The sequence below is a fragment of the Methylobacterium pseudosasicola genome, assembly GCF_900114535.1.
In the GTDB taxonomy this organism is placed as follows: Bacteria; Pseudomonadota; Alphaproteobacteria; order Rhizobiales; family Beijerinckiaceae; genus Methylobacterium; species Methylobacterium pseudosasicola.
Map to the genome: position 1 here is coordinate 24,183 of NZ_FOTK01000037.1, position 18,305 is coordinate 42,487.

20 protein-coding genes are annotated in these 18,305 nt (G+C 72.1%); 7 read left to right on the forward strand and 13 right to left on the reverse strand.

The features are described 5' to 3' along the window. The first annotated feature begins 41 nt into the window (after nt 1–41). Nucleotides 42–842: a DUF502 domain-containing protein gene (locus BM228_RS25950; protein ID WP_050736270.1), complete on the forward strand. Its 801-nt coding sequence runs from the start codon at nt 42–44 to the stop codon at nt 840–842. Nucleotides 843–910: 68 nt separating this feature from the next. Here the strand turns inward: BM228_RS25950 and BM228_RS25955 are convergent, their stop codons facing one another. Beyond that, nucleotides 911–1,234 carry a hypothetical protein gene (locus tag BM228_RS25955; protein ID WP_092045103.1) on the reverse strand — a complete coding sequence of 108 codons (324 nt, stop codon included), beginning with the start codon at nt 1,232–1,234 and terminating at the stop codon, nt 911–913. Between the two features lie 309 nt (nt 1,235–1,543). Continuing rightward, a complete protein-coding gene (gene recG / locus BM228_RS25960; protein WP_244537314.1) occupies nt 1,544–3,763 on the reverse strand; it encodes an ATP-dependent DNA helicase RecG in 2,220 nt (739 codons plus the stop codon). Nucleotides 3,764–3,862: 99 nt separating this feature from the next. Between recG and BM228_RS25965 the strand changes: the two genes are divergently transcribed. Further along, nucleotides 3,863–4,747, forward strand: coding sequence for an alpha/beta fold hydrolase (locus tag BM228_RS25965; RefSeq protein ID WP_092045104.1), 885 nt, complete (start codon nt 3,863–3,865; stop codon nt 4,745–4,747). A gap of 8 nt (nt 4,748–4,755) precedes the next feature. Here the strand turns inward: BM228_RS25965 and BM228_RS25970 are convergent, their stop codons facing one another. After that, complete coding sequence (locus BM228_RS25970) at nt 4,756–5,565, reverse strand: class I SAM-dependent methyltransferase (RefSeq protein ID WP_092045106.1); 810 nt, start codon at nt 5,563–5,565, stop codon at nt 4,756–4,758. 119 nt (nt 5,566–5,684) lie between these two features. Between BM228_RS25970 and BM228_RS25975 the strand changes: the two genes are divergently transcribed. From BM228_RS25975 to BM228_RS25985, 3 genes are all read left to right on the forward strand, one after another. Continuing rightward, nucleotides 5,685–6,905 carry a UbiH/UbiF family hydroxylase gene (locus BM228_RS25975; RefSeq protein WP_092045107.1) on the forward strand — a complete coding sequence of 407 codons (1,221 nt, stop codon included), beginning with the start codon at nt 5,685–5,687 and terminating at the stop codon, nt 6,903–6,905. 105 nt (nt 6,906–7,010) lie between these two features. Further along, a complete protein-coding gene (locus BM228_RS35555; protein ID WP_092045109.1) occupies nt 7,011–7,307 on the forward strand; it encodes a toxin-antitoxin system TumE family protein in 297 nt (98 codons plus the stop codon). After that, nucleotides 7,294–7,653 (forward strand): HVO_A0114 family putative DNA-binding protein, encoded by a 360-nt coding sequence (locus tag BM228_RS25985; protein WP_092045110.1) that lies wholly within the window; start codon nt 7,294–7,296, stop codon nt 7,651–7,653. Before BM228_RS35555 ends, BM228_RS25985 begins: the two co-directional genes overlap by 14 nt. Nucleotides 7,654–7,816: 163 nt before the next feature. Here BM228_RS25985 and BM228_RS25990 read toward each other — a convergent pair whose 3' ends face one another. Further along, the gene (locus BM228_RS25990) at nt 7,817–8,161 is read right to left on the reverse strand and encodes a hypothetical protein (RefSeq protein ID WP_092045112.1); all 345 of its coding nucleotides are present in this window, start codon (nt 8,159–8,161) and stop codon (nt 7,817–7,819) included. Between the two features lie 160 nt (nt 8,162–8,321). After that, entirely contained in the window at nt 8,322–9,587 is a 1,266-nt protein-coding gene (locus BM228_RS25995) for an AMP-binding protein (RefSeq protein WP_167367829.1), read from the reverse strand. A 477-nt stretch (nt 9,588–10,064) separates the two neighbouring features. Here BM228_RS25995 and BM228_RS26000 point away from each other — a divergent pair, with 477 nt between their 5' ends. Further along, on the forward strand, nt 10,065–10,838 hold the full coding sequence (locus BM228_RS26000) for an invasion associated locus B family protein (protein ID WP_092045114.1): 774 nt from the start codon (nt 10,065–10,067) through the stop codon (nt 10,836–10,838). A 151-nt stretch (nt 10,839–10,989) separates the two neighbouring features. On the opposite strand, the gene BM228_RS26005 is transcribed toward BM228_RS26000, so the two are convergent. The 4 genes from BM228_RS26005 to BM228_RS26020 all read right to left on the reverse strand — a co-directional run bounded on the left by BM228_RS26005 (nt 10,990) and on the right by BM228_RS26020 (nt 13,587). Further along, nucleotides 10,990–11,973, reverse strand: a complete 984-nt coding sequence (locus tag BM228_RS26005; RefSeq protein WP_092045115.1) for a DUF4424 domain-containing protein — start codon at nt 11,971–11,973, stop codon at nt 10,990–10,992. 87 nt (nt 11,974–12,060) lie between these two features. After that, nucleotides 12,061–12,399 (reverse strand): heat shock protein HspQ, encoded by a 339-nt coding sequence (hspQ, locus tag BM228_RS26010; RefSeq protein ID WP_092045116.1) that lies wholly within the window; start codon nt 12,397–12,399, stop codon nt 12,061–12,063. A 61-nt stretch (nt 12,400–12,460) separates the two neighbouring features. Then, complete coding sequence (locus BM228_RS26015) at nt 12,461–12,844, reverse strand: nuclear transport factor 2 family protein (RefSeq protein WP_092045118.1); 384 nt, start codon at nt 12,842–12,844, stop codon at nt 12,461–12,463. Further along, nucleotides 12,841–13,587: a DJ-1/PfpI family protein gene (locus tag BM228_RS26020; protein WP_092045119.1), complete on the reverse strand. Its 747-nt coding sequence runs from the start codon at nt 13,585–13,587 to the stop codon at nt 12,841–12,843. The genes BM228_RS26015 and BM228_RS26020 overlap by 4 nt, the downstream gene beginning before the upstream one ends. Nucleotides 13,588–13,640: 53 nt before the next feature. On the opposite strand from BM228_RS26020, the gene BM228_RS26025 reads away from it, so the two are divergent. Then, nucleotides 13,641–14,624, forward strand: a complete 984-nt coding sequence (locus BM228_RS26025; protein WP_092045121.1) for a GlxA family transcriptional regulator — start codon at nt 13,641–13,643, stop codon at nt 14,622–14,624. 30 nt (nt 14,625–14,654) lie between these two features. Here BM228_RS26025 and BM228_RS26030 read toward each other — a convergent pair whose 3' ends face one another. From BM228_RS26030 to BM228_RS26045, 4 genes are all read right to left on the reverse strand, one after another. Beyond that, nucleotides 14,655–15,038, reverse strand: a complete 384-nt coding sequence (locus BM228_RS26030) for a nuclear transport factor 2 family protein (protein ID WP_092045123.1) — start codon at nt 15,036–15,038, stop codon at nt 14,655–14,657. Nucleotides 15,039–15,181: 143 nt separating this feature from the next. Then, nucleotides 15,182–15,535, reverse strand: coding sequence for an endonuclease domain-containing protein (locus tag BM228_RS26035; protein WP_092045124.1), 354 nt, complete (start codon nt 15,533–15,535; stop codon nt 15,182–15,184). 227 nt (nt 15,536–15,762) lie between these two features. After that, complete coding sequence (locus BM228_RS26040) at nt 15,763–16,812, reverse strand: HpcH/HpaI aldolase/citrate lyase family protein (protein WP_058191030.1); 1,050 nt, start codon at nt 16,810–16,812, stop codon at nt 15,763–15,765. Between the two features lie 103 nt (nt 16,813–16,915). Next, nucleotides 16,916–18,238: a DUF2778 domain-containing protein gene (locus BM228_RS26045; RefSeq protein WP_092045126.1), complete on the reverse strand. Its 1,323-nt coding sequence runs from the start codon at nt 18,236–18,238 to the stop codon at nt 16,916–16,918. Nucleotides 18,239–18,305: the final 67 nt, after the last annotated feature.

The following is an 18,305-nucleotide window of genomic DNA, read 5'->3' on the forward strand; positions in this document are numbered from 1 at the left end:
CGGGCAGGATCGCCGCGCATCGAGCGGCCGAGAGGGCACCCGTGGCGCCGAGTTCCCCGCCGATTCAGGCTCCTGAGCCCGACGCATCCGCGCCCGGCCCCGCGACCCCGAAGACGCGCGTCAGCGCGCGGGGGCGGCTGCGCACCTATTTCCTCACCGGCATCATCGTGGCCGGCCCGCTGGCGATCACCGCCTACATCACCTGGTGGTTCATCGCGCTGATCGATTCCTTCGTGAAGCCGCTGGTGCCGGCGAGCTACCTGCCGGACCATTACCTGCCATTCTCGATTCCGGGCCTCGGCCTGGTGATCGCGTTCCTGGCGGTGACGCTGCTGGGCTTTCTCACGGCCAACCTCGTCGGCCGCTCGGTGATCGAGTTCGGCGAGGTGCTGCTGGCCCGCACGCCGGTGATCTCCGGCCTGTACAAGGGCCTGCGCCAGATCTTCGAGACCCTGTTCTCGGCCAACGGCACCTCGTTCCGCACGGTCGGCCTGGTCGAGTTCCCGGTAAAGGGCACGTGGTCGGTGGTGTTCCTGTCGGCGCCCGCATCCCCGGAGGTCGAGGGCGCGCTCCAGGCCCGGAATGCGGCCGGCGCGGACGAGATGGTGGGGGTGTTCCTGCCCTGCGCCCCCAACCCGACCACGGGCTTCTTCTTCTACCTGCCGCGCTCGGCCGTGGTGGAGCTGCATATCAGCGTCGACGACGCGGCCAAGCTCGTGATGTCGGCGGGCGTGATCCAGCCGGAGGATCCGCAGGGCCGGCTGCACGCCATGGCGGCGTCCCTGCGGGCGGCCCAGCAGGCGGGCGACCCGGCGGCCCAGCGGGAGCCGCAGGACGCGTGAGGGTCAAAGGAAAGGGCCGCCCCGCGCAAGCGGAACGGCCCTGAAACCTGAGTCGTGTTCGCCCAGCGTCAGCGCTGCAGCGAAGCCGTCTGCGGCGCGATGGTCGGCGGGGTCGCCTGGGCGACCGTCACGGCGCTGCGGGTCGGGGTCGGCGTCCAGCCGGTGGTGCACTGGATCGTTAGGGCCAGGCCCAAAGCGATGCAGAGCCCGTTGGCAGCCAGCCAGAAGGGGCGCGCAGCCTGCCGGACGGCAGCCTGCAAATCTTCCGACGTCTTCGTCACCGCTGCGGCGGCACCATCCGAGATCGGCAGCAGCCAGGGCTCGGTCGGTAGGGCTTGGATACCGGCCATCTCGTGGGAGCCCGGCAGGTTTTGGAACAGTCCGTTCGACATGTCCGTCCTCCAGATTCGTCCGTGATGTCCCGGCTTACCGGGCCATTCGTTCATCTGCAGTTAAGGGAAGATTGTGGCTGATGCAAGGTCACGAGGCCTGTCTACGCGCTCTCCCGACGCCTCCGAGGCTCCGGCGAAGCTTTCGCGCGCAACACCAAGCCACTGACAAAAAACATCTTTCCCAGAAGATCGTGCCTGCCATGCATCAGGCGGCGGTTCCGTGCGGTATGTTCCCTAGCGCACATGACCGGGCCGGAGCTTTCCTGAACGCCGGCCTTTCCTGAACAGCGCCGTTCAGGAAAGGCTTGGTCAGCCGGCGCCGATCAGCCGGATCGCGGCGTCGCGCTCGAACAGGTAGAGCAGCACCCGCAGGGCCTGCCCGCGCGGGCTCTTCAGGCCAGGATCGCGTTCGACGATCATCCGGGCGTCGTCCCGGGCGGCCTCCAGCAGGTCGCCGTCGCTCTCGAGCCGCGCCAGCCGGAAGGCCGCGAGACCCGACTGGCGGGTGCCGAGCACCTCGCCCTCGCCGCGCAGCTTCAGGTCGGCCTCGGCGATGCGGAAGCCGTCCTCGCTGTCGCGCATCATTTCGAGCCGCGCCCGGGCCACCTGGCCGAGCGGCCCCCGGTAGAGCAGCAGGCACGAGGACGCCTTGGAGCCGCGCCCGACCCGGCCGCGGAGCTGGTGCAGCTGGGCCAGCCCGAACCGCTCGGCATGCTCGATCACCATGATGGTCGCCTCGGGCACGTCGACCCCGACCTCGACCACCGTGGTCGAGACCAGGACCTTGGTCTCCCCGGCGGCGAACCGGGCCATAGCGGCGTCCTTCTCGGGGCCGGGCATCTTGCCGTGGATCAGCCCGACCGCGTCGCCGAAATGCTGCTTCAGGTCGTCGAAGCGCTCGGCCGCGGCGGCGAGGTCGATGAACTCGGATTCCTCCACCAGCGGGCAGATCCAGTAGACCCGCTCTCCCGTGGCGATCGCCCGGGCAAGGCCGGCCACCACCTCGTCGATCCGTTCGGTGGGCAGGGTGAGGGTGCGGATCGGCTGGCGGCCGGCGGGCTTCTCGTCGAGGACCGAGACGTCCATGTCGCCGAAGAAGGTCAGCGCCAGGGTCCGCGGGATCGGCGTCGCGGTCATGACCAGGAAGTCGACCGCCTCGCCCTTGGCGCCCAGCGCCAGGCGCTGGTGGACGCCGAACCGGTGCTGCTCGTCTACGACGGCGAGACCGAGGTCGCGAAACGTCACCGCCTCCTGGAACAGGGCGTGGGTGCCGACCAGGATGTCGATCTCGCCCGCCGCGAGGGCGGCCAGCGTGCTCTTGCGCTCCGCGGCCCGGTCGCGGCCGGTCATCAGGCGCAGGCGCAGACCGCCGGCCAGCGGCTGCAACCGCTCGAAATGCTGCCGGGCCAGGATCTCGGTGGGGGCCATCAGGGCGGCCTGGCGCCCGGCCTCCACGGCCGAGGCCAGGGCGAGGAGGGCCACCGCGGTCTTGCCCGAGCCGACATCGCCCTGGAGCAGGCGCAGCATCCGGCGTGGGGCGGCGAGATCCGCGCGGATCTCCGCCACCGCCCGGGCCTGGGCGCCGGTGAGCGCGAAGGGCAGGGCGGCCTGGATCCGGGCGCTCAGGGCCCCGTCGCCGGCATTGACCCGGCCGGCCTTGCGCCGCTGGCGGGCGCGCATCAGGGCCAGCGCCAGCTGTGAGGCCAGCAGCTCATCGTAGGACAGGCGCCGCCGCGCCGGGGTGGCGGGCGGCGGCTGGAGCGGGTCCTCGGCTTTCGGAAGGGGCTCCTCGGGGCGGTGCTCGACGCGCAGGGCATCCGCGAAGGCGGGGAGGCGGTTCTTCTCCAGCCAGGCCGGGTCCTGCCATTCGGGCAGGATCGGCAGGCGCTCCAGGGCCGCCACCGCGAGCTTGTTGATCGCCCGGGAGGTCAGCCCCTCCGTGGCACCGTAGATCGGCTCGACGGCGGGCAGTTCGGCCAAGCCCGCTTCGTCCACGATCCGGGACGGGTGGACCATCTGGCGGGTGCCATCCCACAGGTCGATCCGGCCGGTGATGTAGCGGTGGGCGCCCAGCGGCAGCATCTTCTCCACCCGGGCCCGGGGCATGCCGAAGAACACCAGGGAGATGTCGCCGGTGGTATCCTCCACCAGCACCCGGTGCGGGCGCTTACCCGATCCGATCTGGGCCGGCCGGTGCGCCACCACGGTGACCCCGACGGTCACCGGCTCGCCCACGGGCGCCTCGCTGACCGAGCCCATCAGCCGGCGCGGGACGCCGCCCTGAGGCAGGTGGAACAGCAGGTCCACCACCCGGGCCTCCCGCTCCGGGGTGCCGAGCAGTTTTTCGATGAGCGGCGCCATCTTGGGGCCGACCCCCGGCAGGGCCCGGACCGGGGCGAACAGGGGATCGAGGATGCTCGGGCGCAGCAGCGGCGCGCGGCCGGCCTCGCCCTCCGGCGCCTCGGCGTCCGGGTCGTTCACGGCCGCGTCCCGGGGGGCGGCGTCCTGAGTCGCGCGTGCATCTGTCATGGTGGCTCGGCGGACATCCTGCCGGAAGCGCCTTATCATCCGGTGCATCCCCGCGCGCCAGTGCGGCGCAAGGGACACGGGCATAGGCGACCGACGCGCATGACGACGGATTTCCTGCCGGGCTTCGACCGGCACCGAATCGAGACCGCACCGGGCGTGACGATCCACGCGCGCTCCGGCGGCTCCGGGCCGCCGGTTCTGCTGCTGCACGGCCACCCGCAGACCCTGTCCACCTGGCACCACGTCGCCCCGCGCCTGGCCGAAAGCCGCACGATCGTCGCGATGGACCTGCGCGGCTACGGCGATTCTGACAAGCCGCCGGGCGGCGAGCGCCACGCGGCCTACGCCAAGCGCGCCATGGCGGCGGATGCGGTGGCGGTGATGCGGGCGCTGGGCCACGACCGGTTCGCGCTCGTCGGCCACGACCGCGGCGGCCGTGTCGCCCACCGCCTGGCCCTGGACCATTCGGAGCGGGTCGAGCGCCTCGCCCTGTTCGACATCGCCCCCACGGCGACGATGTACGCCCGCACCGACAAGGCCTTCGCCACCCGGTATTTCTGGTGGTTCTTCTTCATCCAGCCCCATCCCCTGCCGGAGCGGCTGATCGGGGCGGATCCGGAATACTTCCTGCGCCATCACATCGAGGGCCAGTCCAAGACCCCGGGCTCGACCCCGCCGGACCTCTTCGCGGAATACCTGCGCTGCTACAGCGACCCGGCCTGCCGCCACGCGATCTGCGAGGATTACCGGGCGGCGGCGGGCATCGACCTGGAGCACGACGCGGCCGATTCGGACGCCCGGATCACGGCGCCGCTGCTCGCCCTCTGGGGCGCGCAGGGTACGGTCGGCCAGACCTACGACGTGCTGGAAACCTGGCGCGAGAAGGCCACGGATGTTTCCGGCCGGGCGCTCGATTGCGGTCACACGCTGCAGGAAGAGCGGCCGGAGGAGGTGTTTTCGGAGCTCTCGGCGTTCCTCGGGTGAGGCGCGGGTCAGCCCTCCGCCCGGAACACCTCGACGGCGAGATAGGGCGTCATGGTCTCGGTGCGATCGAGGCCGCCGGGCTCAGCCGCGGCCCAGGCCTCCGTGTCGGCGAGGGCGTCCGCATAGACAGCGTCCGGCACGTACCAGAACTCGGCGAAGATGCGCTCGCGCAGGCCCCGCAGGGTGTCGCCCGCAGAAGTCTCGAAGCGCCAGCCGATGTCGGACATCGCCACCTGGATCCGGGTCCAGCCCTGCGCGGCCATGAAGGCGACGAGCTCCGCGCTCGATCCTGGGTCCGGCCCCAGGAACAGCGTATCGATCCCCGCTGCCCGGATCCGGTCCGTGAAATGCCGGCGGACGGCGTTGCCGTAGGCCGCCCGGTCGCGGATGTGCACCAGCGGCGCGCCCGGCCGCGCCACGCGGATCAGTTCCCGGCAGGCGAGTTGCCAATCGGCGATGTGCATGAACAGCTTCGAGACCACCACGGCATCGAAAACGGCACTCGCCTCGGGCAGAGCCCGGACATCGGCCACGGCGTAGCGGGCGTCCCAGCCCGGCTGGCATTTGGCCTGCGCGAGGCTCACCATCTCGGAGGCGATGTCGTAGCCCGCGACTGCGTAGCCGCGCTCGGCGAGGGGGAGGGAGATCTGCCCGGTGCCGCAGCCGGCATCGCAGATTCGGCCGCGCTCCGGGAACAGCCCGGCCGCGACCAGCCGATCGTAGCAGGCGCGCAGGCTCGCGGCCGGGATATGGCGCGTGGCGTCATAATGCGGCGCCACCGAGGAGAAGCTGGAGGCCGGTCCGAATCGTGTCGGCATGCTCTGCTCCGGGCTGCGGCGCTGTGGCCTTCGCGGATCGGGCTTGGCAGGGATACCGGAATGCTCAGATAGGAGCACGAGCCGCGTAGACGAATCGGCGCGGAAACGGGTGAGACATCGTGCAGGGCAGCAGACCGGAGGGCGCGGCATTCGACGTCGCCGTGGTGGGCGCGGGGGCCGCGGGGCTGGCCGCCGCCTTGGCGAGCGCTCAGGCCGGCATCCGGACCGCCCTGGTCGGCCGCCACGCCCCCGTGGCGGATGGGCGGACGGTGGCGCTGCTCGACGGGTCGGTGCGCTTCCTGGAGGCCCTGGGCGCCTGGGAGGCGGTGGCGCCGCAGGCGAGCCCGCTCTGCACCCTGCAGATCATCGACGACACCGGCAGCCTGTTCCGGCCGCCGCCGGTGCGCTTCCAGGCCGCCGAGATCGGGCTCGACGCCTTCGGGTGGAACGTCGAGAGCGCCCGCCTGGTGGAGAGCCTACGGGTCCGCGCCCGCGCCCAAGAGAATCTCACCCTGGTCGAGGCGGATGCCGCCGGCGCCGTCCCCGGCGAGGCGGTGGCACGCCTGAACCTGGCCGATGGCGGCACCGTCGCGGCCAAGCTCGTGGTCGGCGCCGACGGCGCACGCTCCCCGCTCCGGGCCGCCAGCGGCGTACGCGTGCGCGACTGGACCTACCCGCAGAGCGCCATCACGACGATCCTGGCCCACGACCGCCCGCACCGGGACGTCTCAACCGAGTTCCACACCCGCTCCGGCCCGTTCACCCTGGTGCCGCTGCCGGGCGGGCACCGGTCCAGCCTGGTCTGGGTCACGGGCGAGAGCGCGGCGCGGCGGCTGGCGGCCCTGGACGACGCCGCCCTGGGCCAGGCCGTCGAGCGGCAGGCCCGGGCGATGCTCGGCGCCATGCGGATCGACGGGCCCCGGGGCCTCGTGCCGATGCGCGGCCTCTCCGTATCGAGCCCTGTGGCGCAACGCTTGGCGCTCGTCGGGGAGGCGGCCCACGTCTTCCCGCCGATCGGCGCGCAGGGCTTGAATCTCGGCCTGCGCGACGCCGCCGCCCTGCGCGACCTGCTGGTGGCTGCGACCCGCGATGGCCGCGATCCCGGCGCCCGGCCGGTCCTCGACGGCTACGCCCGGAGCCGCCGCCTCGATGCCGCCGCGCGCACCGCCGCGGTGGATCTGCTCAACCGCAGCCTGCTCACCGACCTGCTGCCGGTCGACGCGCTCCGGGGACTCGGGCTGCTGGCGATGTCGTATCTCGGCCCGCTCCGGCGGGTGGTGATGCGCGAAGGCGTGCTGCCGCGGCTCGGCGCGCCGGAATTGATGCGCGGGGCGCGCTGAGCGCCCGCTCGGTGTAACCGCGGTGCGCGGGGCGACAGACGTAGAGGGGTGTTATCCGCCCCTGTTGTCACTTGACGCCAACAGCCGCCGGCATAACGTGCGGCCATGAAGGCGGAACTTCTCATCCGTCGCCGCGTGGCTTTCAGCGACCGAAACTTCGCCGAACTGGTCGTATGGCGTGTCCCGAAACCAGTCCCGCCAACGGAGCACGGTTTCAAGTACCGCCTCGTCTATGTCGTCAACGGCGTACGCGTGATCGGCTTCGATAATGAACGCGGCAAAGGCGACCATCGGCACGATCAGGACGCCGAAGCGCCATACCGCTTCGTCGGTGTCGATCAGCTGCTCGCCGACTTTGTCGAAGCCGTCGAAGCCTGGAGGAGAGACCATGGTGAGGACTGAGGTCGAAGTCGGCCGCGGCCTGCGCGCGGCCGCGGCGGATGTGGCCGAAGCCTGGAAGGCGGCGGAGGCCGGACACGTCGTCGCCGGGAGCGATCGCATCCTGTTCCGGGACTGGAGCGCCCTGTGCGCCGTGCTGACGCCGAAGCGCTACGACCTCCTGCGCCACCTCCGGCAGACGCCCGAGACCGGGATTCGCGCCTTGGCCCGCGCGCTCGGCCGCGATGTTAGGCGGGTCCACGAGGACGTGGTGGCCTTGGCCGAGCTGGGGCTCGTCGTGCGGGGGGAGGATGGCAGCCTGTCGAGCGAGATCGACGAGATCGTGTCGACGATCCGAATCGCAGCCTGACATCGGGCTCCGGATCCTGGCCTCGACGGCGGGAATCCGTGTGCGGCCATCGCGCACGAAGCGACACGAGGATGCGCCACGATTCGGGGGACGGTGCGCAGCCCTGGGTTGCTTTGCTGCGCTCGCAATGATGGTAGCGGAACTTAAGGCCGAAGAACGGCCGTCAGAGGTCCGGCTGGGCCGCCACGTAGGCGCCGAGGCGGGTGGCGAGGTCTACCGGGCCGCCGGCCTTCGACTCGCCCGCGTCGCCGATCAGGAGGACCGGGATGCCGCGGTCGCGCAGCTGGCCGCGGAGGCGGGCGGCGCGGCGGGCATAGGCGGGATCACGACGGGTGGGGGCCTGGAGCAGCACCGCCGCTGGGCGGGCGATCACGGCCAAAACATCGTCCGCCGCCTCCATGGAGGCGGTGACGCTCGCGTAGCCGAGGTTGGCCAGCTCGCCCGAAAGGGACCGGTCCACGGCGCGGACGCCGTCATCGACCACGAGCACTTGTTGCAGCGCACCCATAGGCTTGAGCGGTACCTCATGAAGCGTGGCTTGGGAAGATAGCCAGAACCACAATCCGAAGCGAAACCCACGAAAGAGCGGATCGGATCCGTCCCCCATGTGCGCTTGCGAGATTATCTGCCACGCCTGAGCGCCGGATGAACCGGCGCGGACCCGCCGTTCAGACGGCCTCGATCCCGGTCGCGATCCCGCCGGATAGAATCGGCCGGTAGCCGGAATCCCGCCACGCCGCGGCGTCCGGCTCCGGGACGCCGCTCCGGGGGAGGGCCGCCGTCGCACAGGCCAGACCGCGATAGGCCAAGGAGCCATCCTCGTCGTCGCCGAGATCCAGGAACGCGAGGTCGAGGAGTGCTCGGGGCAGGGGCGCCCGCGCCGGATCGGCGAGGGTCGCGGCAAGGGTCGCGGCGAGGTCGTTTCCGCCGGGACGGGTGAGCACCGCATCCTCGTCGAAGACCAGCGAATCGATGCGGCGCGGGCCGGCCGATTCGGGGAGGGCGCTGGCGAGCACGCGCGCGGGCGCCCGGTGGACCACGTGGAGCGACCGCACGGTCCAGGGGAGGGGCAGGGCGGCGAGCGCGGTCTCGACCAGGGACGGCACCACGAGCCGGGTCGGCACCGGCCGCATCAGGGCGGCGCGGAACCCGGCCTCGTCGAAGGGAATCACGGTTTCGATGCTGGCCCCCACCGCGAGCGCCGCGCCGAGGCCGGTCACCAGGCCGCGCAGGTCGTGGGCCGGCAGGAGCGTCAGGATCCGCTCCTCCGCGGTCACCGCGAGTGCGCCGAGATGGACGTCGATCGCCGCTGCCAGCGCCGCCGCACTGCGGTAGACTGGCCGGCCGGGATCCCCCGCCGCGAAGGTCACGAGGCCCAGGCTCGCCACCGGCTCGACCACCCCGCGCTCCAGGGCCATCGCGTCGAGGCTGATCACCCCGTCCGGGATCCCGGGACCGAAGGCCGCGAGGTAGCGCAGCCCGAAATGGCCCATGGCCGCGCGGGTGAGGTCCTCGGCCGGGCGGCGGGCGCCGCGGCGTCCCTCCGTCAGCACGGCGACGAGGCCCGCGGAAGCTATCCCGGCCGACAGTTGCTCGGCCTCCCAGAGGGCGGGCATCGGGCAGGGCAGGTGGCCGGCCGCCTCGACGGCCAGATGGGCGAGAGCCGATTCGGCGCCGCCGGAGAACCACAGGCCGACCCGGCTGCCCGCAGGCAGCCGCCACGCGCCGATGCCGCGGGCCAGGCGGCCGACGATCTCGGCCGCCGCCGCGTAGGTCCAGGTGATCGGCGGGCGCCCGCACCAAGCCGCCCGGTCCCCCGAATCACGCAGGGCCGTGCGCTGCGGGCCGGTCCGGGCCGCCGCGAACAGGCAGGCGGACAGGCCGCCGGACCGCATGGACGCATCCGGCGCGGCGTCGGCCGTTCTCTCCGCCACCGCGAACGCGCTCAATCCGCCCCCCACCCAAACTGCAGATCCATCCGCATGGTCGGTCGACTATGGTTAAATCCCAGCTAAGACCGGTTCACTTGAGCGAAGCTGTCGTCGGCGCGGGACGCCGCGCGGCCGGGCGCGTCGCGGGTCCGGGCAACGTCGCGCTTGCAGCCGGAGAGTCACGGGCCTATCGGGGGCCGGCCGCGGCACCGAGTTCCCCGAGGGGCGCTCAATGCCGCGGTGTCATGCCTTCGCCTCATTCGGAGGGGACAGGCAGGCCGCCCGGTCGCCGGGGCGGGCGATGTGCGCATCCGGCGCCATCCTCGCCCGATGGTCGGACCGATTCATCCGGAGCCCCGGGAGGCACGCCACGGCGGTGCGTGCCCGGGCGGTCCGGCGGACCAGCCCGTCAGGCCGGCTCCGCATTCCGCAAGCCACACCACGTTTCGCCACACCACGTTTCTCAAGGGGTCAGAGCCGATGTCCTTCACCCGCCCCGCGACGCTGGCACGCGCCGCCCTCCTCGGCCTCGCGGGCCTCGGCCTCGCGGCCGCCCCGGCGCTGGCCCAGGCGAAGAAGCCGGCCGCCCCCGCGCCGACCGCGCCCGCCCCCGCCGCGCCGAACACCCCGGCCGCCAACAATCCGGCCGGCGCCGCCGCGCAGACCGGTCCCCAGATCGTGACCGTGAAGTCCGAGCCGAGCCAGGCCGACTGGACCAAGGTCTGCGGCAAGGATCAGGCCTCCGGCACCGACATCTGCTACACGACGCGCGACTTCGTGTCCGACCAGGGCCAGCCCGTCCTGGCGGTGGCCGTCTACGAGATGAAGAACGCCGCTCAGAAGCAAGAGGTGCGTGTGGTGCGCTACCTGCTGCCGCTCGGCCTGCTGCTGCAGCCGGGCATCCGCTTCAATGTCGACGGCCAGGCCGCCACCCCGGGCCGCTTCGCGGTCTGCTTCCCGAACGGCTGCTTCGCCGAGGCCGGCGGCGTCGATGCCGGCGTCATCGCCGCCATGAAGAAGGGCACGACCCTCAACGTCTCGGTCCAGAACCAGACCCAGCGCGAGGTCACCTTCGCGGTGCCGATGGCCGGCTTCGGCAAGGCCTTCGACGGCCCGGCCATCGACCCAAAGGTGCTCGAGGAGCAGCAGAAGAAGCTCCAGCAGGAGTTGGAGAAGCGCAGCGAGGACATGCGCAAGAAGCTCGAGCAGCAGGGCAACGCCGCCCCGGCGGCCGGCGCCCCCGCGGCCAAGTAACGGCGCACAAGGAACGTCGCAGCCGACTTCGATCGGGGGCCGGGCCGCTAAGGGCCGGCCCCTTTTTCATGGGCGATCGCCTGAGCCGCGCGTTCGGGGCTCTGCCCCGAGCCCCGCCAAAGGGCTTGCCCTTTGGGATCCTGGACTTGGCCTACCGGATCCCCGTGGGGCCCGGGCCGGGCAGGACGAAAAGCACCCGGAGGTCGTGATCGGGCGTGTAGTCCCGGGCCTCCCAGCGGAACGTGGTCGGGCCGGTCTTGCGGATGCCCGAGCGGCAGAAGCTTACCAAAGCCTCCGGGCTGCCCTTGTCCACTTTCAGGGTGAAGCGGCCGATCGGGGCGGCCCAGTTGCGCGTGGTGGTGACGATGTAGGGCACCACGAAGGCCCGCAGGTAGCCGGCCTCGTTCGGCGCCTTGGCGTGCAGGCGCCGGATCGCCGCCAGCCCGGCCTTATCGAGGCAGTAGGTCGCTTGGTAACCCTTGCGGGCGGCTTCCTTGGGGTCGAGAAAGTGGAAGCCGCTCACCGGGGCGTAACTGTGCGCGATCCGCACCTCCCGGTCGGGCGGGAAGGTCTGCAGCCAGTGGAACGTCGCCTCGAAGCGCCAGAGCCCCTCGGTCATGTCCTCGGCCTCCGGGAACAGGCCGGCCTTGACCAGCTCCGCCCAGTCCGGCTTGCCGATCCGCTTGGTGGCCGCCTCGATCTCGGAAAAGCGCAGCGGGTTGAGCGGCAGGCCGTGGCGGCGCAGCAGATCGGTGACCTCACGCTCGCCCACGAAGGCGCGCTCCTCCAGTTCCGGCTCCACCGGATGCCCGTCCACCGTCACGGTGAAGCCCACGAAGTTCGCCCGATCGACCTGCGGAAGCCTGGTGGCCGAGAAGCTCAGGGTCCGGCCGTCGATCGGCGGCAGCGGGAAGGCGATCCGGACGGTGCGCGGCTCCGACGCCTGGTTGCGGAACACGTAGGATACGTTGATTCGGTCGAGGGCGATCGACAGGTCCTCGCTCGCCAGGACGATACCGGGTTCCGGCCTCAGGATCAGGCCGCCGGCATCGAGCTCGGCGGCGCTGTCATTGGCCCGGGCCGGCGCCGCGAGGAGGCCGGCGGCCAGGAGCGCCGCGGCGAGGGGGCGGGACATCACGACGGACCTTCGACGAATCGCTGCGATGCGCTTCGGATTATCTCCGCGGCGTTGCCCGAGGGTGACCGGATTCTTCGAAAAAAATCAGTTCCGGACGCGGTCGCGCATCCGGTAGCCGCCGGTGGCGTCGCGCTCGAACATCTCGGCGATGCCGGCATGGCGCAGGGCCTCGCCGGACGTGTCGGGCAGCAGGTTCTGCTCGGAGACGTAGGCGACGTACTCGGTCTCGGCGTTCTCGGCGAGCAGGTGGTAGAACGGCTGGTCCTTGCGCGGCCGGACATCCTCGGGGATCGCCAGCCACCATTCCTCGGTGTTGTCGAAGACCGGGTCGACGTCGAACACGATGCCCCGGAACGGGTAGATCCGATGGCGCACCACCGCGCCGATCGCGAATTTTGCAGTTCTGGTTGTTACGTCCGTCATGACTCTGTCCGTTCAGAGCGGACAGATAGGACCGATGTCGGGGCGTGTCACCGGGCCGGTGTCACGTCCCGGTCTGCGCGGTGCGGTTCAGCAGGTCCCGGACCGCGAGCGCCTCCGGCAGCGGCCGCCACAGGACGGTCATCTCGCGGATCCGCCCGGCCGCATCGAGGCGCCAGTAATCCATGCCGTCGAGCCGGTGCGGCCCGGACACGGCCCCGAAGAACGCCGCGGCGTGCTCGGGCCCCTCCAGGATCTCGCGGATCTCGAAGGCGTCGATCACCGCCAGGAGGGCGTCGACCACCGGCCGGACCGCCGCCTTGCCGTGCACGGGCTCGGCCGCCAGGGGCGTGTTGAGCACGATGTCGTCGGCCATCTGGGCCAGCATGGCGTCCCGGTCCTTCGCCTGCAGGGCGGCGGCGAAGGCGTGGATATGAGTCAGGTTCATCGCGCATCTCCCGCAGCGGCCTCGGGGGTCGGGATGCCGAGCTCGGCCGCGATCGCCCGGGCGGTGGCCGCACGCCGGGCGGTGATGCCGGCGGCGGCCGCCCGGACCTGCGCGACGATCGCCGGCGGGGCGCTCAGCGGCGTGCCGCTGTCGAAGGGCGGCTCGGGGGCGTATTGCATGCCGAGCTGGATCGCCCGGGCGGCATCGTCGCCGCGCAGCTCGGCCGCGAGCCGCAGGGCGCCGTCGATCCCCGCGGTGACGCCGGCCGCGAACAGCCAGGTCCGGCCGTCGGCATCACGGTCGATCACCACCCGCGCGTCGACCGGCTGCGCCCCGAACCAGGGCAGCAGATCGACCGCGTTCCAGTAGGTCGTGGCCCGCCGCCCGATCAGGAGCCCGGCCGCCCCGAGCAGCAGCGCGCCGGTGCAGACCGAGAAGACGTGCGAGGCTCCCGCGGCCTGGCTGCGGATCCAGCCGAGCACGGCGGCGTCGCGCATCAGCGCCTCCTGGCCCTGGCCGCCGGGGATGTGCAGCACGTCGAGGCGCGGCGCCTCCGTGAGGGCGGCGTCGGGGGTGATCCGGAGGCCGCGCAGGTCGCGCACCGGCTCAGAGCTCGGCCCGTAGATCCGGTAGGTCGAATTGGGGATCCGCGACAGCACCTCGAACGGGCCGGTGAGGTCGATCTGGTCGAGCCCCTCGAACAGGAGCGAGCCGATCTGCAGATGGGTCTCGGGGGGAATCATGCGGGGCCTCCGTGCTGGACAGGAAGACCTTACCGCGGCACGATCTGGCCGAGATGCCAAAGACCCCTCGTTTCTCGCCAGACGCGTCCCGCCCGGTGGAGGTGCTGGCCTTCCCGGCGGTGCAGCTCCTCGACGTGGCCGGGCCGCTCCAGGTCTTCGCTACGGCCAACGACCTGAGCGACGGGCTCGCGCCCTACGCCCCGCGGGTGATCTCGGCCGGCGACCGGACGCTCACCGCCTCGGCCGGCCTGCGCCTGGTGGCCGACCCGCTGCCGGATCGCGCCGCGCCGGTGGACACCCTGATCGTCGCGGGCGGCCCCGGGGTCACGGTGGCCTCTGCCGATCCTGAGCTGGTGGCCTGGGCGCGGGACCGGGCCGGACAGGCGCGCCGGGTCGCCTCGGTCTGCACCGGGGCTTTCTTGCTCGGGGCCGCCGGGCTTTTGGACGGGCGCCGGGCGGTGACCCACTGGAAGCATTGCGGCGCCCTGGCCCGGCGCTACCCGCTGGCCCGGGTCGAGCCCGACCCGATCTTCGTGCAGGACGGCCCGGTCTGGTCCTCGGCGGGGGTCACCGCGGGGATCGACCTGGCGCTCGCCCTGGTCGAGGCCGATCTCGGCCGCGACCTCGCCCTGACGGTGGCGCGCCACCTGGTGATGTTCCTGAAGCGCCCCGGCGGGCAGGCGCAGTTCAGCGCGGCTTTGGCCCTGCAGGCCGGGGAGGACCGCTTCGGGGCGCTCCACGCCTTCATCGCCGAGAACCTGTCCGGCGACCTGTCGCTCCCGGTCCTGGCGGAGGCCGCCGGGATGAGCGCGCGCAGCCTCAGCCGGCACTACCGGGAGGCGACCGGCCTCACCCCGGCCAAGGCCGTGGAGCGCCTGCGGATCGAGGCGGCGCGGCGGGCGCTGGCCGAGACCACCCAGCCGGTGAAGCGCATCGCCCGGACCTGCGGCTTCGGCTCCGAGGAGACCCTGCGGCGCAGCTTTTTGCGCCACGTCGCGGCGACGCCGCAGGCATATCGGGCGCGGTTCGGCGGGTGAGGGGCGGCAGGCGCCGTCGCCAGGTCCGGCCTACGCCGCGGGCGCATGGAGCCGCCGTTCGCCCATCTTGAACCACGCCTTCACGATCGTCTCGCCTTCGACCAGGTAGGTGCAGAGCACCTCCACCTCGCCGCGGCCCTCGGGAAAGGTCCGCTGGACCAGCTCATGGTCCACGACCACATCGCCGACCACGATCCGGGTGAGCAGCTTTCCGAACAGGTCCGGCTCCTTGAAGCGCTCGATGTGCCGCTCGCGAATGGCGGCCGCGCCGTCGGCGAGGAGCGTCGCGGGGAAGGCGTAGTATTGGCAGTCTTCCGCCCACCAGCGCATGAAAGCGTTGATGTCGCGCGCGTTGTACGCCTCAAGCTGCATCTGAACGGGATGAGCGACGGACGTCGCTTGCGTGCTGGGCATCGTGGACATCTCAGGAACGGGAAGCGCCGCGCGTCACGGGGCGCTTCGGGTTTACAGGCAGGCACGCGAGACGACGAGATCTACCCCATCCGGCCCGACAAGCGTTCCGCGGGCGTATCGGGCGCGGTTCGGAGGATGAGGGGTCACACCGGATCGCCGGGCGGGAGGGCAGCCCAGATGGTCTCGCCCACGCCGTCGAGATCCTGGTGGATGTTGGCATTCAGGATGCGCGGCAGGGCGAAGCCGCAGGCCTCAATGATTGCGGCGCGTGCGGCATCGTAGACAAGCTCTCGCTCGGTCGAATGCGTTGCGCCATCGACTTCCACCACGAGCCGCGTCTCGACACACGCGAAATCGACGATGAAGCGGTCGATCGGATACGGGCGGCGGAACTTCCAGCCGTTGAGCCTGCGGTTCCGCAGGACACGCCAGAGCTTGGCCTCGGCGGTGGTCTGATTCCGGCGGAGATGGCGGGCTCGCGGGATCGACTTGCTCACCGGGTCGCCTCGACGGCACGGCACCGAATCAACCAGATGATACCGGTTCAGGACGAAGCGCGGGTCCCCTCTCCCGTGCGGGAGAGGGACAGGGTGAGGGATCAGGTTCTTCCGGAAAGCGCGCACCCCTCACCCCAACCCTCTCCCGCACGGGAGAGGGGGCGCGTTGCGGTCCTCAAAGGGGATTGCGCCTCAAACCGGTATCAGCCCGGTGAGCCCCCCGCGCGCTATCCCAACTGATACACCGCCGCCAACTCCGGATCCTTCGCGGCCACCAGCTTCGCCAGGTCCACGATGACCTTGGCCTGCTTCCAGGTGGCGTCGTCCTGCATCTTGCCGTCGAGCATCACGGCGCCGGTGCCGTCGGGCATCGCCGCGACGATCCGGGCCGCGAAGGCGACCTCGGCGGGGTCGGGCGCAAAAACCCGCTTGGCGATCGCGACCTGGCTCGGATGCAGCGTCCAGGCGCCGGCGCAGCCCATCAGGAAGGCGTTGCGGAACTGCGCCTCGCAGGCATCGCCGTCGGAGAAATCGCCGAACGGGCCGTAGAACGCCTTGAGGCCGTTGGCCATGCAGGCATCGACCATCTTGGCGATGGTGTAGTGCCAGAGGTCCTGCTGGGCCGTGGCCCGGGGGGCGTCGCCCGCGGGATCGCTGAGCACCCGGTAATCCGGGTGGCCGCCGCCGACCCGGGTGGTCTTCATGCCGCGCGACGCCGCGAGATCCGCCGGCCCGAGGCTCATGCCGTGCATCCGCGGCGAGGCCGACGCGATGGCATCGACATTGGCCACGCCCTCGGCGGTCTCCAGGATCGCGTGGATCAGGATCGGCTTGGTCACCCCGTGCCGGGCCTCGAGCTGGGCCAGCAGTTGGTCGACGTAGTGGATGTCCCAGGGCCCCTCGACCTTGGGCACCATCACGACGTCGAGCTTGTCCCCGACCTCGGCCACGATGGTGAACAGGTCGTCCAAGATCCAGGGCGAGTTGAGGGCGTTGATCCGGGTCCAGAGGCCGGTGCCGGTGGCGGCGAAGTCGGTCGCCTGGGCTAGGGCGACGAAGCCCTTGCGGGCTGCCTCCTTCTGGTCGGCCGGGACCGCGTCCTCCAGGTTGCCCAGCACCACGTCGACGGTGCCGGCGAGCTCGGGCACCCGGGCGCGGACCTTGTCGTTGTGGGGCGGGACGAAGTGGATCATCCGCTCCAGCCGCACCGGCAGCTCGCGGAACGGGGCCGGCGCACCGGTGGCGAGGGGCTGGAAGAAGCGGCGGGGCAGTTTCATCGGGTGCCTCTTGTCAGGGCTGGCGTCTGGCCCCGTTAAGGCAGGCTTGGGCGGGCGCGTAAAGGCGTGCCGCGCCGAACGCCCCTCCGACTTTCGGCGCAGATCAGCCCCGCCGGCCCGGCCGGTCGACCATGCCGACCCGGCCGCCGAAGAAGTCGCCGCTTCTGCCCGCCACCACCACCAGGCGCCGGACCTCGCCCCGCAGGAACGCCTGCAGGAAGCGGTTGTAGTCGCGGAACGAGACGCAGCCGTTCGAGGCGCCGGGCTGGCGCAGCATGTAGGTGTGGGCGAGCAGGCCGTCGCGGCCGTGGATCGCGCGGCTGCCGCCCACCGGGTTGAGGCGGATCGCCCGGACCCCGTGGAACAGGCGCTCGCGCTCGGTCAGATCGTAGGTGCCGGGGGGCGTCGAGCCGCGCATGCGCAGGTGGACGTAGCGCGGATCGTCCATGGCCTCGCCGAGGCCGGAATGGGCCTCCAGCACCTCGCCGGAGGGCAGGGTCACGGTGCGGGCGGTGATGTCGTAGACGGCGATGCCGGCGACCGAGTCCGGGGCGGGGCTGATCCGGGTGCGCGGCGCCTCCTGGGGCAGGGCCTCCGGGCTGGCATAGGCAAGGGCTTGGGTCGAGGCCTGGCGCGAGTCCGGGCGCGGCGCGGCGGCGCCGACGCCGAACAGCTTCTCGAGGAAGGACGGCTCCTCCGCCATGGCGGCGCGGAACACGTCGCGGGTGCGGGGCAGGGCGCGGGCCGCCACCCGGGGGGCCGGGGCCACGGCCGGGCGCCGCAGTTCGGAGGGTCGGGCGACCGGGAGCGGGACGAGGCTCGGCGCGAGGGCGGCGGGCGTCGGCTCGGCGGCGGCGACCCGGACCGGCGCGGCCGCCCTGGACGGCACGGCGGCGGCCTGAACGACGGGCGCCTGCGCGACGGGGGCCGGGGCCGGCTCGGCCGAGGCCATCCGGGCCTGGACCACCTTGCGGGCGACCCGCTGGGCGATCTCCCGGACAGCCGGGGACGGCTCGGCCACCGCGACCTGGAAGGACGCGGCCGGGGGCGGAGCCCCGAAGGCCGTGGCGGCGGCGGAGCCCAAAGCCGGGCTCGGATCGAGCATCCAGGCGATGTTCGGCCGCGGCGCGGGCCGGGATTCGGGGGCGGGCTGCACCTCGGCCACCGGGGCGGGCAGGTTCCAGTTGATCGGCAAGCCGTGCGGCAGGGTCAGCACGGTCCAGCCGGCCATGGACAGGGCGGCCAGGGAGATCAGCGCCGTCAGCCGGGCGCGGCGGCGGGCGCGCCGCATGGCGCTCGGGTAGGGAGCCCGGGTCGGCGGCGCGTAGGACGCCTCGTAGGCGAGGCGCGGGTACGGCGCCGGGGCAAAGGCCGGGATCGGGGCCGCGTCGCGGTACGCGGGTCGGGAATACGCAACCTGGGCCATGCGGGAACTCGCGTACGCGCTTCCCCACTTGGCAGCCGCCGCCGTTCGCCCGCGGAGGCTTTTCCGC

Excerpts from the sequence above, each read along its gene's own strand:
- BM228_RS25970 (WP_092045106.1), bottom strand. The coding sequence starts at position 5,565 with ATGCCGACACGATTCGGACCGGCCTCCAGCTTCTCCTCGGTGGCGCCG.
- BM228_RS26030 (WP_092045123.1), bottom strand. The coding sequence starts at position 15,038 with ATGCCCAGCACGCAAGCGACGTCCGTCGCTCATCCCGTTCAGATGCAG.
- BM228_RS26040 (WP_058191030.1), bottom strand. The coding sequence starts at position 16,812 with ATGAAACTGCCCCGCCGCTTCTTCCAGCCCCTCGCCACCGGTGCGCCG.
- BM228_RS25985 (WP_092045110.1), top strand. The coding sequence starts at position 7,294 with ATGGTGAGGACTGAGGTCGAAGTCGGCCGCGGCCTGCGCGCGGCCGCG.
- BM228_RS26025 (WP_092045121.1), top strand. The coding sequence starts at position 13,641 with ATGCCAAAGACCCCTCGTTTCTCGCCAGACGCGTCCCGCCCGGTGGAG.
- BM228_RS26015 (WP_092045118.1), bottom strand. The coding sequence starts at position 12,844 with ATGAACCTGACTCATATCCACGCCTTCGCCGCCGCCCTGCAGGCGAAG.
- BM228_RS26045 (WP_092045126.1), bottom strand. The coding sequence starts at position 18,238 with ATGGCCCAGGTTGCGTATTCCCGACCCGCGTACCGCGACGCGGCCCCG.
- BM228_RS35555 (WP_092045109.1), top strand. The coding sequence starts at position 7,011 with ATGAAGGCGGAACTTCTCATCCGTCGCCGCGTGGCTTTCAGCGACCGA.
- BM228_RS25955 (WP_092045103.1), bottom strand. The coding sequence starts at position 1,234 with ATGTCGAACGGACTGTTCCAAAACCTGCCGGGCTCCCACGAGATGGCC.
- BM228_RS25965 (WP_092045104.1), top strand. The coding sequence starts at position 3,863 with ATGACGACGGATTTCCTGCCGGGCTTCGACCGGCACCGAATCGAGACC.
- BM228_RS26000 (WP_092045114.1), top strand. The coding sequence starts at position 10,065 with ATGTCCTTCACCCGCCCCGCGACGCTGGCACGCGCCGCCCTCCTCGGC.
- recG (WP_244537314.1), bottom strand. The coding sequence starts at position 3,763 with ATGACAGATGCACGCGCGACTCAGGACGCCGCCCCCCGGGACGCGGCC.
- hspQ (WP_092045116.1), bottom strand. The coding sequence starts at position 12,399 with ATGACGGACGTAACAACCAGAACTGCAAAATTCGCGATCGGCGCGGTG.
- BM228_RS26005 (WP_092045115.1), bottom strand. The coding sequence starts at position 11,973 with ATGTCCCGCCCCCTCGCCGCGGCGCTCCTGGCCGCCGGCCTCCTCGCG.
- BM228_RS25990 (WP_092045112.1), bottom strand. The coding sequence starts at position 8,161 with ATGGGTGCGCTGCAACAAGTGCTCGTGGTCGATGACGGCGTCCGCGCC.
- BM228_RS26020 (WP_092045119.1), bottom strand. The coding sequence starts at position 13,587 with ATGATTCCCCCCGAGACCCATCTGCAGATCGGCTCGCTCCTGTTCGAG.